Source organism: Candidatus Pelagibacter sp. HIMB1715, from assembly GCF_052047595.1.
In the GTDB taxonomy this organism is placed as follows: Bacteria; Pseudomonadota; Alphaproteobacteria; order Pelagibacterales; family Pelagibacteraceae; genus Pelagibacter.
Map to the genome: position 1 here is coordinate 115,991 of NZ_JBNAJY010000003.1, position 12,940 is coordinate 128,930.

The window sequence follows — 12,940 nt, forward strand, 5'->3', positions numbered from 1 at the left end:
TTAAAGGAGGCTTTATGAAATTTGGTTATTTTTGCAATACCACTAACTGGACACACAAACCATATCATCAATTATTAGACGAAACTAAGGAAATCACAGAATATTGTGATCAAAATAATTGGAACTCTATTTGGTTTACTGAACACCACTTTAATCATGAAGGAATGGAGTCATGCACTAACCCAATAATGATGGGGGTAGATGCAGCTGCAAGAACAAAAAATATTAGAATAGGACAAGCTGCAAATGTAATTACATTTCATAATCCTATAAGACTAGCAGAGGATATTGCTACGCTAGATCAACTTTCAAAAGGAAGAGTTGAAGTAGGTGTTGCTAGAGGAATTTACGGTAGAGAAGCAATCAATTTAAATAAAAAAGCTGATCTTAAAGACCAGGCAAAAAACTTCAGATTGTTTGCTGAAACACTTGAAGTGCTAAAAAAAGCATGGAGTGAAAAGTTTTTTAGTCATCAAGGTGAGTTTTATACATATCCTTCTCCAAATTATGTTTGGCAACATGATATGAGTCCACCAAGTGAAGAATTTATGAATATGGAAGATAACACGATGAAAAAAATTAGTGTTTTGCCACAACCTTTTCAGAAACCTTATCCTCCTATCCATCAAGTAGTTGATGGAATTAGATCAATTGAGTGGGCAGCTGAGAATAATATTAATATTATAATGTGGATACCAACAGTAAAAGCTCTAAAGGCAAAATTTGAAGCTTATAGAAATAAAAGATCTGAGGTAACCAAAAAAAATATTCCTTTAGGTGAAGGTGTATCTCTAGTTAGAGATATGTTTGTAGCTGATACAATGGAAGAAGCTAAAGAAAAAGCTGGTGAACACATGGTAAATTATATGCGTTGGGTTTGTCATTGGCGTGGTCTTGGCAATCATATGGATCCAGGTGAAGAACTTCCAGAGACCAAAGGTAAGCTGGATTTATTAAATTATGAATTTTTACACAAAAGAAATATGTTATTTGGAACACCTGAATATGTGATTGATAAAATTCATGAATTAAAATCTGAATTAAATTTACAAAACTTACAAGTTTGGTCAAACTTTCCTGGAGTGAAACATAAAGATTGTATGAAAAGTATTAAACTTTTTACAGAAAAAGTTATGCCTCATTTTCAAGATAATTTAGGTACTGAAGTTAAAAAAGTTTCGTGATCAATTCCAAAAAAAAAATAAGCGGTGGTCAAGCTGCCGTTAGAGCTCTTAAGAGAGAAAAAACTAAACATGTTTTTGGTTTAATTGGTTCTGCAACAATGGAAATGTTTGATGCTCTTTATCATGAAAAAAGTATAAAATTTATTGGAGTTAGAGACGAAAGAACAGGCACTCATATGGCTGATGGATATGCAAGAGCGTCTAATAAGCATGGTGTAATTATTGCAGGCCAAAATGGACCAGGTGCAACAAATTTAGTGACTGGGGTAGCGCAAGCAAAAGCCGCTTTCTCTCCTGTAGTTGCGATTGCAGGTTCTTACTCAACAAAAGATAAAATGGAAGATGCTTTTCAAGGCTTAGATCAACAATCCTTGTTTGCTCCAATTACAAAAAAGACTTGGACTATAAAAAATTCTAAGGTTGTTCCTAAAGTAATTGGCGATGCATTTGATTTATCAATGAAACCAAGAAGAGGACCTGTTTGCATCAATCTTCCAAGAAACGTATTGGCGGAAAAAAATAATTACAATATTAATTTAAATAAACCTTCGTTCTCTAGTGAAAGTAATCTTAAAGGAAATAAAGAGAGAATAAATAAAGCAACTAAATTGCTACTGAAATCAAAAAATCCAACAATAATTGTTGGGGCTGGAATTAAATATAACTCAAAATATAGAGAAGTTATTAAATTGGCAGAATTGCTTAATGTTCCAATTGTTACAGCCGCAGGTCATGGAGATGCCATACCATTTAATCATAAATTAAATGCAGGGCAAATGGGACCAAGAGGCAATCCTGTTGCATCAAGATTAGTCAAAGAAGCAGATGTTATTTTGGCTATCGGTACTCGACTAGGATTTAATTCAACATTTTACTCTTATGAAAATATAAACAAAAAAGCAAAAATAATTCAAATTGAATTAGAAAAAAAAATGATTGGAAAGTATTTTCCAGTATCAATAGGAATTCATGCAGATGCTGCAACAGCAACTGTTCAATTATATAAAGAAATTAAAAAAGAAAAAATCAAATTAGATGCAAAAAAATGGACTGATTTGTATTTTAAAGAAAGAAAAGAATTTTTAAATAATAGAGAAAATGAAAATTTAGGAAAAAATTTTCCAATCCAGCCGAAAGGTTTGTTTAAACAACTAAGAAAAGTTTTACCTAAAAATTCGGCCATCACTTTAGATGCAGGAACCTTGTGCTTACAAGCAACAGACGCTTTAGAATACTATGATCCCCCTTCTCTATTTACACCTTTAGATTTTGGCCTAGTTGGTTTTTCTTTCGCTTGTGGACTTGGAGTTAAAGTTGCAAAACCCAAAAAAACAGTTGTAAGTTTGATGGGCGATGGTGGTTTTGGAATGACTATTTCTGAATTAAGCACAGCTGTTGAATATGAAATAAATACAACAACTATAGTGATGAATAATCAAAGTTGGGGAGCCGAAAAAGCTTATCAAAAAGATTTTTTTGGTAAAAGATATTTAGGTGCTGATATAACAAGTCCATCTTTTGATAAAGTTGCCGAATTATATGGTGCAAAAGGATATAAAGTTAAAAAAGTTTCTGAAATAAATGAAGCAGTTAGAGCAGCAATAAAAAGCAATAAACCCTCTGTGATTGATGTTGATGTAGATCCGAAAGCATTATACAGTTTTAGAAGAGATAGTTTTCAACATAGAATTAAAAAATGAAATTAGAACTAAGAAAATTTACAAAATTTGTAGACAAAACCTTTATTGAGGGAGGTAAGGAAGCAAAAGAGCCTGTATTATTAGTATCTGTTGCTGCAGTTTTTAAAAATCCTTGGCATGGACAAGGCTTTGTAGAAAATTTAAGACCTGTGATTTTAGATCTTGCACCAAAATTAGGAGATATTCTTGTACCAGAACTGATCAAGGAAATTGGTTCTCCAGAAAAAATACTAGCGTATGGCAAAGCAGGAGTGGTTGGTTTGGATGGAGAAATAGAGCATGCATCTGCTTTTATTCACACTTTGAGATTTGGAAATAAATTTAGAGACGCTGTGGGAGGCACATCTTATTTAAGTTTTACAAATACAAGAGGATCTGCAGGATCAAAAATTTCTATTCCGATGATGCATAAAACAGACTCTGGACTAAGACCTTACTATCTGACTCATGAATTTACTATTCACGATGCACCATTTAATGACGAAGTAGTTATTGCAATAGGTGGAGCATCTAGTGGAAGAGCACATGCTAGAACTGGTGATCGATATCAAGATATGAAAGAAATGGGTATAGAACCTAAATAAATCTTAATGACCACTGGAACTACTGCTTCTGGAACTTTTTACTCGTATAATAAGAAAGACCAAGAAATTCCAATTGTATTTGTTCATGGTGTAGGTTTGACCCTCGAGATTTGGAAACCTCAATTAGATTTTTTTAATGATTATAGTACTCTTGCATATGATATTCTTGGTCATGGAAAATCATCTTTAGATAAGGAAATAATTTCGTTTGATGACTTTTCGGATCAATTAATTGATTTAATTAACCACCTTAATATAAAAAAAATTCATTTGGTTGGTTTTTCAATAGGTTCTTTGATTGCGAGGAATTTTGCTATCAATCACAGTTCACATTTACAATCACTAACTCTTTTATGCTCAATATATAAAAGGACCAAAGAGCAACAAAAAATTGTAAATCAAAGATTTGAACAAGCAAAGAAAGATCTTAAATTGTCAAGACAAGCTCTTAAAAGATGGTTTACAGACAAGTATATTGATAACCATCCAAGTATTTATGATAAAATTAGCTCTATTTTAGCAGCTAATAATATGGAGCATTTTCTGAAAGTTTATGAGCTGTTTGTAAAACATCAAAATGATGAGGATTTTAATAAAATTCAAAATCACACTTTAGTTATGACTGGAGAATATGACATTGGCTCTACAGTTAAAATGTCTCAAGAATTGAATGCTTTAATACCAAAAAGCCAATTAAAGATAATCAAGGATGGAAAACATCTTTGTGGTATTGAGTGTGCCGATGATGTAAATTCATCTCTAAACAATTTTATCAAAGAAAATGAGTAAACTAAAAAAATATCAAATGTATATTGATGGACAGTGGGTCGATGCTGAAAACAATAAAACATTTGAAACTTTAAACCCTGAAAATAATGAACCTTGGGCAATTGTTCCAGAAGCAAGTGCTAAAGATACTGATAAAGCGGTTAAAGCTGCGCAAAAAGCATTCGAAGGTGAATGGCCTAAATTACTTCCTAAGGAAAGAGCAAAATTTTTAAGAGCTATTGGGGACCAGTTAAGAGAAAATGCAGAAATGCTTGGGGAAATAGAAACAATAGATACAGGAAAATTGTTTAGAGAAACAAAAAAACAAGCAATCTATATTGCAGAATACTATGATTACTACGCAGGGTTAGCTGATAAAGTTGAGGGTACAGTTTTGCCAATTGATAAACCAAATATTCAAGCAATTACCACTAGAATACCGATAGGTGTGGTGGCAGCCATTATCCCTTGGAACTCGCAAATGTTTTTAACTGCTACTAAATTAGCTCCATCACTTGCAATGGGAAATACAGTTGTAATTAAATCATCAGAACTAGCACCTGCGGTATTATTTGAATTTGCCAAATTAATTGAAAAAACTGGGATACCCAAAGGAGTAGTAAATGTCATAACTGGATTTGGAGACCCATGTGGAAAAACTTTAACAGCGCATGATTTAGTTGAAAAAATTGCTTTCACAGGTGGACCAGAAACCGCAAGACATATAATTAAAAATTCAGCAGAAAATCTTTCTGAAGTGAGTTTAGAACTTGGAGGAAAAAGTCCAGTGGCTGTTTTTGATGATGCCGAGCAAGAAAATGCAATTAATGGAATTACAGCAGGAATTTTTGGAGCAAGCGGTCAAAGTTGTATAGCTGGTTCAAGACTTTATATTCAAAAGGGTATCTATGACGAATTTTTAAACAAACTTTCTGAAAGAGCTTCTAAAATAAAAATAGGAGCACCTATGGATCCTGAAACTGAAATGGGCCCTTTGAGTAATTTTAAACAATTAGAAACAATAGAAAAAAATATTAAAGAAACTATTGATCAAGGTGGAAAAATTAAATGTGGTGGTGAGAGACATTCCTTTTCAAATAAAGGTTATTACTTTCCACCGACTATAATTGAATGTGATAATCATAATTTACCTGTTGCAGAAAATGAATTATTTGGACCTGTTTTATCTGTAATGAAATTTGATACTGAAGAAGAGGTTATCTCAAAAATGAATGACAATCAGTATGGATTATCTTCTGGAGTATATACCAGCAATTTATCTAGAGGTATGAGAGTATCAAAAGCAATTAGAGCTGGAATAACATTTGTTAATACTTACAGATTAATTTCACCGTCAGCTCCGTTTGGAGGTATCAAGGATAGTGGATACGGTAAAGAGGCAGGAATTGACTCAATTAAAGATTATACAAGAGTAAAAACAACTTGGTTCTACACATCAGATGAACCATCTTTAGACCCATTCTCAATTAGATAATAGTTTAAAATAAGCTAATTTTGTCATTGAATATTCAGATTATTCATACTTAAATTAGATTTTATAAATTGTTAACAATAATGAGGAAGATAATGAGAAAACTATTTATCGCTGCATTTATGTTTGTATCAAGCTTTGGTTCAAACGTTATGGCAGACGGACATTCGATCAAAATGGGAATCATTTTAGGATTTACAGGTCCTATTGAATCTCTTACTCCAGCTATGGCTGCATCTGCAGAGCTTGCATTTAAAGAAGCTTCAGATTCAGGTTCATTACTTGGTGGAAAAAAAATTGAAGCAATGAGAGCAGACTCAACTTGTGTTGACTCAGCAGCAGCAACAGCGGCAGCTGAAGGTTTAATTTCAGGTGGTGTAGCTGCAATTATGGGAGCTGACTGTTCAGGTGTTACAGGTGCTATTGCAACAAATGTTGCTGTACCAAACGGTGTTGTAATGATTTCACCTTCAGCAACCTCTCCAGGATTAACTACTCTAGATGATAATGGATATTTCTTTAGAACTGCTCCATCAGATGCTAGAGGTGGTCAAATTTTAGCTGACATTACTAAAGACAGAAAAGTAAAAAGCATTGCAATCACTTATACTAACAATGACTATGGAAAAGGTTTAGCTGATGTTTACAAAGCAGCAGTTGAAGCTCATGGTATTAAAGTTACAACTGTAACTGCTCATGAAGATGGTAAAGCAGATTACTCATCAGAAGTAGCAACTCTTGCTTCTGCTGGTGGTGATGCTGTAGCCGTTATTGGTTATCTTGACCAAGGAGGAAAAGGAATTATTCAGGCTTCTTTAGACTCTGGTGCATTTGATACTTTCGTATTATCAGATGGTATGATTGGTCAATCATTAGTTGATGCATTTGGTAAAGACTTGAGCAAATCATTTGGATCTCTACCAGGTTCTACTGGTAAAGGTGCAGGTGTATTTGCAGAAGTTGCAAAAGCTGGTGGTATAGATTCATCTGGTCCTTACACTGGAGAGTCTTACGATGCAGCTGCTTTAATCGTTCTTGCAATGCAAGCAGGTAATTCTGCTGACAGAGCATCTATTGCAAAAAATGTAATGGATGTTGCTAACGCTCCTGGTACTAAAATCTACCCAGGTGAATTAAAGAAAGGTTTAGACTTACTAGCAAAAGGTAAAAAGATAAATTACGAAGGTGCTACTGGAGTATCTTTTACTGAAGTTGGTGAAGCTGAAGGTTCTTTCTTAGAGCAAGAAGTTAAAGGCGGAAAATTCAAAACTAAAAAACAAAGATAATTTAAATCTTATTTTAAAAAGCCCTGGTAAATTAGTTTGCTGGGGCTTTTTTTATATCTGCTCTCAAAATTACAAATAAAATAATTATCAAAAAAGGAATGCACATAAAATTTACTATTTTCCAACTCAACAATGAAATTAAAATTCCTGCTGATAAACTTCCAATTGCTGTAGCAGAAAAAACTATTAGATCATTAAATCCTTGGGCTTTAAATTTTTCTTGCTCATCGTAAGTGGTAACTAACAAGCTAGTTCCCGAGATATATAGAAAATTCCATCCTATACCTAAAAATATCAATGAGGCAAAATAATTTATAAAAGTTGGTTCAAATAAGCTTAATGATATTGTCAAAGCATAGAAAAAAACTCCCATGTACATTATATTTGAAAAGCCAAATCTCTTTATTAGGTTACCTGTGAACAACGATGGAAGAAACATTCCAAGTACGTGAAATTGGATAACCAATCCAACTTTGTCTACACTTAATTTATGGACATAATGCATACTAATTGGAGTAGCTGTCATTAAAAATGCCATAACCACATAACCAAAAGTAGCAGCTACCATTGCTTGTACAAATTTTGGATCAGAAATAAATTCTTTGTAAGTCCTAACATTAGTATTTGTTGAATTGTTGTTGTTAGTAATTTTTGAATTTTTATAAAAACTTAAAAAAATTGCAGGCATAATAGTAAGACATGCTAATGCGATATACGATCCAACATAAACATGATCACTAATTAAATCTTTTGTTTTATTTGCTAAAGTAATTCCTATAAATGCAGAGACAATTCCGGCTAACAAAAGCATAGAAACTGCCTTGGGTGCTTTATCTTTTTCAACTGTTTCAGCTGCTGCAAATCTATACTGGTGAATGAAAGCCATTCCAGTACCAAGTAAAAAACAAGAAAATGAAAATATTATGAAGCTATTAATAAAGATTGAGTATGCAGCAAGTAAACAAGCTAAAGAGCTACCTATAGATGCCAAAACAAAACCTAAACGTCTGCCAATAATTGACATAACTTTTGCAGCAAAAATAGTAGAGATTGCTATACCAACTACATAAATTGAAGGAGGAAAAGTAGCTAATGATTTAATAGTTGAAAGCTGACTTCCGATTATTCCACTTAAAAAAACTGTTACATTGGCTGCTGTGAAACCAAAAACTTGGCTTGAAATAAGAAGTGAAAGATTTCTGTTCATTAAAACATATACTTGTCAGCCATATACATAGCCCAAGCAATAGCAGCACCTAAAATAATATATTTCATGTTTAATTATTTTATTTCTATTTTTTCTGGAAGTATACCTTTAGGTCGGTACCTCATTATGAATAACAAACCTAAACCCATCAATAAAAATCTAAAATAAGGAACACTTTCAATAAGATGAGCTTTGATAGCGTTTGTTTCAGGAATACCTGCTGTAAAGAAGTTAATTAAAAACATTGAAATTGGTGCTGCTTCGATCCATAAAAACCATACAACAAAGCCACCTAAAATTGCACCAAAATTGTTTCCACTTCCTCCAACAATTACCATTACCCAAATTAAGAATGTATATCTCATTGGTCTATAACTTCCTGGTGTAAATAATCCGTCCTGAGTTACTAGCATTGCTCCTGCAATTCCGACAATTGCTGAACCTAAAATAAATATTAGCAAATGTTGTTTCACAACATTTTTACCCATAGCATTTGCTGCTTCTTCATTATCTCTTATTGCTCTCATCATTCTTCCCCATGGAGAATAAAGAGCTTTCTGCGTAAGAATTAAAAGTGTTATAACGACAACTAAAAATAAACCTGAGTAACAAAGTTTAACAAATATTGAAGAGCCTTCTATTACGAATTGATTTAACGCTGCTTGTCTTTCGGATAAATCAGTAATTAGATCTAACTTACTAGATTTAAACTTTTCTACTAAATTTATAAACCAATCAGTGGTCTGCAGATCGACCTCATATGGAGCTGGCCTCTTTAAGCCAATAACATTTTTAACACCTCTAGTTAACCAGTCCTCATGCTTAATTATTGCTATTACAATTTCTGAAATCAATAGTGTTGCAATTGCTAGATAATCAGCTCTTAAACCTAAAGCAACTTTTCCAACTATAAACGCTAAACCTCCAGCAAATAATGCACCTACGATCCAGGAGAAAATAATAGGTAAACCAAACCCACCGAGAAAACCAGTAGTTGCAGGATTTACAGATTCAATTTTTTCAATACCTGGTTCCGCTGTAACTCTGATAATTATGATAGCTGCAATAATTAGAGCTGCAATACTGTAAGTTCTTAGTTTTGATTTTTCAAAATTTTTCAAAATAAATCTGATAACTAAAACCATTACAATGATGAGCCATAAGCACATTAAAATATCAAATCCACCAGCTCTCCATGCTTCTTGGACAGGATCAACTGAAATTATTACTGCAGCAAGACCTCCTAAAGCTGTGTATCCCATTATTCCAAAATTTATTAAACCAGCATAACCCCATTGTATGTTTGCGCCCATGGTCATGACTGCTGAAATTAAGCAAAGATTAAATATTGATAATGCAATATTCCATGATTGAAAAATTCCAACCAATAGAATTAGAACCATCATGATACTGTATGCTGCAATAACGTTTAGATTTTTTCTCACAATACTTTCCCTTTGAATATCCCTGATGGTCTATAAAGTAATACAATCACCAAGATTGAAAATGAAACTGCAAATTTGTAATCGGTCGAAAGTAATTGAATTAGGCCTTCTGGTTCCATACTTTCAGGTAATATGTACATAAAAAATTTCTTATATGCATATGTTAATAAAATTTCTGAAAAAGCAATCACATAGCCACCCAAAAATGCACCAAAAGGATTTCCAATTCCTCCAACAATTGCTGCAGCAAAAATAGGAAGCATATTATTAAAGTAAGTGAAAGGTTTAAAACTTTTATCTAAACCATACAAAGCTCCTCCAATAGTAGCTAAAATTCCTGCAATTACCCAGGTTACCAATACTATTTTCTTAGGATCTATTCCTGAAAGCAAAGCAAGATCTTCATTATCTGAGTAAGCTTTCATGCTTTTTCCTGTTTTAGTTTTATTTAAAAACCAGAACAATAAAGAGACTAAAACTATTGTAACAAAAATAGTAATGACCTGAGTAGATTTAAGGGCAAGGCCTTCGTTTAAACCTGTCATTTCTTTAAATTCTCTAGCCTTGATAATGAATTTTTCTCCATCAAAAAACCTTCTATCTCCTGGACCTATTATAATTCTAACAACTGCTTGGGTCACAAACATCACACCGATACTAACCATAGCAAACTGAACTGGAGGACTTTTTTGAGTTCTGTAATACTTAAAAACAAATTTATCGATTGTAAGCATGTATAAAATCATAAAAAAAATACCAAATGGAAGTGCAATTAAAGCTGTAGGCAGAACTCCAAGAGAAATACCTAAAGATTGAAAATACCAAGTGAATAAAATTGTCATCATGGTTCCAAATGACATCATGTCTCCAGTTGCAAAATTAGCAAATCTCAGAATTCCATAAATTAAAGTAACAAAAATTGCACCCAAAGCTAATTGAGAACCGTAAGTAAGTCCTGGAATAAAAATATAATTTAGTAAAAGAATTATTGCATTAATAAGATCCATATTATCCTCCTAAGAAAGAGCTTCTTACTCTTGGATCGTTCAATAGTTGTTTGCCAGTACCTGAATAACGATTTTCTCCAGTAACTAATACATAGCCTCTATCAGAAATATTTAATGCTTGTTTAGCATTTTGTTCTACCATTAAAATAGCAACATTAGTTCTTTTTACTTTAACGATATGATCAAACAATTCATCCATAACAATTGGTGATACCCCTGCAGTTGGTTCATCTAACATTAGTACTGTCGGTTTAATCATTAACGCTCTTCCAAGTGCAACTTGTTGTCTTTGACCACCAGATAATTCACCTACCATTTGGTTTCTTTTTTCTCTAAGGATTGGAAATAGTTCGTAAATTTCCTCAATAATATTTTTTATCTCAGAGTTTACTAAAAAGGCGCCCATTTCTAAATTTTCCTCAACTGTCATTCCCGCAAAAACATTTTTGGTTTGAGGAACAAATGAAATTCCTTGTTTAACTCGATCTTGTGGAGAAAGTTTTGAAATATCTTTACCGTCAATTTTAACTGATCCAGATTTTAAATTTAATAAACCTAACATTGCTTTCATAGCTGTAGATTTTCCAGCTCCATTAGGACCTAGAATAGAAACAATTTCTCCTTTGTTTACTTCAACAGAACAAGAATTAATTATATCTGGTCCATTTCCATAACCACCAGTCATCTCTATTCCTTCAAAATATGCCATTAAACTTCATCCTTTAATTTTGATCCTCTGCCAAGATAACTTTCTATTACCTTTTCATCTTTTTTAGCTTCATCAACCGTACCCTCAAATAAAACTGACCCTTCAGCCATAACAATTACAGGATCACATAATCTTCCTATAAAATCCATATCATGCTCAATCATACAAAAAGTATAACCTTTTTCTTTATTTAGCTTTTCGATTGCAGTACCGAGATCTTTTAATAAAGTTCTATTTACTCCTGCTCCTACTTCATCCAATAACACTAATTTTGCATCAACCATCATGGTTCTTCCAAGTTCTAACAATTTTTTTTGTCCTCCAGAAAGATTACCTGCAAGCTCATTTGACAAATGTCCTAAATTTAAAAATTCAACTACTTCTTTTGCTTTTTCTTTAACTTCTGCTTCCTCTTTTGCAACTAACCCTGGCTTAAATAATGCTGTCATTAGCTTTTCACCTGATTGATTTCCTGGAACCATCATTAAGTTTTCTAGAACAGACAAATTTGAAAACTCATGTGCTATTTGAAAAGTTCTAAGCAATCCTTTTGAGAATAATTCATAAGATGGAACATCTGTGATATTTTCTTCATCAAATGTTACACTCCCACCTGAAGATTTTAAATTTCCAGCAATTAAATTAAATAAAGTTGTTTTGCCAGATCCATTTGGACCAATTATACCTGTGATAGTTCCTCTTTTAACTTTAATAGAACAATCAGAAACTGCAGCAAGTCCTCCAAAATACTTTGATAAATTATTTATCTCTAAAATATTTTCAGACATTTATTTATCTAATCTTTTGTAAATACTATTTAAAGTTTTCTCTAATGATTTATAAAAACCAGCTTTTGTCAATTCATTGACACCTTGCTCGTTTAATCCTTTAGGTGTTTGCGATTCTTTAACTAACTCTCTTAAGTTTTCTTTAGAATGTATAACAGCATCTTCTGACAAAGCTAAAAACAAAGAAGTTATATATTTTTGAGCATTATTTCTTTTTACCCCTTTTTTAACTAACCAATCAGACATTACTCTTTGCATTTCATAAAAAGGTGCCATCATTCCAGAAGTAGACCAAAAGTTTATTGAAGATTTTTCATTTTTAATTTCTATAGTAGTTCCTAAATGATTAAAAAAAGCTTTTACTTTTGAATTTGGTGGACATATTGGAACTGGTCCTTTCTTTAATGATATTGGTGGCAAAGGAATTGCTCTTACTATTTTTGCTTTTACTTTAATGGCTTTTTTTAACTGTGATAGAGTAATTGTAGATATAAAGCTAACAATTGTTTGGCTAGACTTAAATTTTAAATCTTTAATTATCTTCTCTCCAACCGTAGGTGTAATAGATAAAAATACCCAAGTAGATTCATCAACAATTTGTTGATTATCTTTAGCAATAACTATTTTTTTGAACTTTTTTTTTAAACTTTTGGCAATCTGTTTATTCCTTGGAGAAATTATTATTTTTTTATATTTAAGACTGGATTTACATATTCCAGTTATTACTGAAGATGCAATTTTACCCGTACCAATAAAACCTAAAATCATAA

12 protein-coding genes are annotated in these 12,940 nt (G+C 32.4%); 6 read left to right on the forward strand and 6 right to left on the reverse strand.

The window, feature by feature from the left end; all coding sequences use genetic code 11:
• Positions 1-14 precede the first annotated feature (14 nt).
• The 6 genes from ACTTAY_RS01200 to ACTTAY_RS01225 all read left to right on the forward strand — a co-directional run bounded on the left by ACTTAY_RS01200 (position 15) and on the right by ACTTAY_RS01225 (position 7,014).
• Complete coding sequence (locus ACTTAY_RS01200) at positions 15-1,184, forward strand: LLM class flavin-dependent oxidoreductase (protein WP_440672066.1); 1,170 nt, start codon at positions 15-17, stop codon at positions 1,182-1,184.
• Positions 1,181-2,884, forward strand: coding sequence for a thiamine pyrophosphate-binding protein (locus ACTTAY_RS01205; protein ID WP_440672067.1), 1,704 nt, complete (start codon positions 1,181-1,183; stop codon positions 2,882-2,884). The genes ACTTAY_RS01200 and ACTTAY_RS01205 overlap by 4 nt, the downstream gene beginning before the upstream one ends.
• Positions 2,881-3,468, forward strand: coding sequence for an amino acid synthesis family protein (locus tag ACTTAY_RS01210; protein ID WP_440672068.1), 588 nt, complete (start codon positions 2,881-2,883; stop codon positions 3,466-3,468). The genes ACTTAY_RS01205 and ACTTAY_RS01210 overlap by 4 nt, the downstream gene beginning before the upstream one ends.
• Positions 3,469-3,474: 6 nt before the next feature.
• Complete coding sequence (locus tag ACTTAY_RS01215; protein ID WP_440672069.1) at positions 3,475-4,257, forward strand: alpha/beta fold hydrolase; 783 nt, start codon at positions 3,475-3,477, stop codon at positions 4,255-4,257.
• A complete protein-coding gene (locus tag ACTTAY_RS01220; RefSeq protein WP_440672070.1) occupies positions 4,250-5,731 on the forward strand; it encodes an aldehyde dehydrogenase in 1,482 nt (493 codons plus the stop codon). The genes ACTTAY_RS01215 and ACTTAY_RS01220 overlap by 8 nt, the downstream gene beginning before the upstream one ends.
• Before the next feature lie 92 nt (positions 5,732-5,823).
• Positions 5,824-7,014 carry an ABC transporter substrate-binding protein gene (locus tag ACTTAY_RS01225; RefSeq protein WP_440618112.1) on the forward strand — a complete coding sequence of 397 codons (1,191 nt, stop codon included), beginning with the start codon at positions 5,824-5,826 and terminating at the stop codon, positions 7,012-7,014.
• A gap of 31 nt (positions 7,015-7,045) precedes the next feature.
• On the opposite strand, the gene ACTTAY_RS01230 is transcribed toward ACTTAY_RS01225, so the two are convergent.
• The 6 genes from ACTTAY_RS01230 to ACTTAY_RS01255 all read right to left on the reverse strand — a co-directional run bounded on the left by ACTTAY_RS01230 (position 7,046) and on the right by ACTTAY_RS01255 (position 12,938).
• Complete coding sequence (locus ACTTAY_RS01230; RefSeq protein WP_440672071.1) at positions 7,046-8,221, reverse strand: MFS transporter; 1,176 nt, start codon at positions 8,219-8,221, stop codon at positions 7,046-7,048.
• 74 nt (positions 8,222-8,295) lie between these two features.
• Positions 8,296-9,627, reverse strand: a complete 1,332-nt coding sequence (locus tag ACTTAY_RS01235) for a branched-chain amino acid ABC transporter permease (protein ID WP_440672107.1) — start codon at positions 9,625-9,627, stop codon at positions 8,296-8,298.
• A gap of 35 nt (positions 9,628-9,662) precedes the next feature.
• Positions 9,663-10,673, reverse strand: coding sequence for a branched-chain amino acid ABC transporter permease (locus ACTTAY_RS01240; RefSeq protein WP_440651770.1), 1,011 nt, complete (start codon positions 10,671-10,673; stop codon positions 9,663-9,665).
• A 1-nt stretch (position 10,674) separates the two neighbouring features.
• On the reverse strand, positions 10,675-11,382 hold the full coding sequence (locus ACTTAY_RS01245) for an ABC transporter ATP-binding protein (protein WP_440672072.1): 708 nt from the start codon (positions 11,380-11,382) through the stop codon (positions 10,675-10,677).
• The gene (locus ACTTAY_RS01250) at positions 11,382-12,170 is read right to left on the reverse strand and encodes an ABC transporter ATP-binding protein (RefSeq protein WP_440672073.1); all 789 of its coding nucleotides are present in this window, start codon (positions 12,168-12,170) and stop codon (positions 11,382-11,384) included. The genes ACTTAY_RS01245 and ACTTAY_RS01250 overlap by 1 nt, the downstream gene beginning before the upstream one ends.
• On the reverse strand, positions 12,171-12,938 hold the full coding sequence (locus ACTTAY_RS01255; protein WP_440672074.1) for a pyrroline-5-carboxylate reductase: 768 nt from the start codon (positions 12,936-12,938) through the stop codon (positions 12,171-12,173).
• Positions 12,939-12,940: the final 2 nt, after the last annotated feature.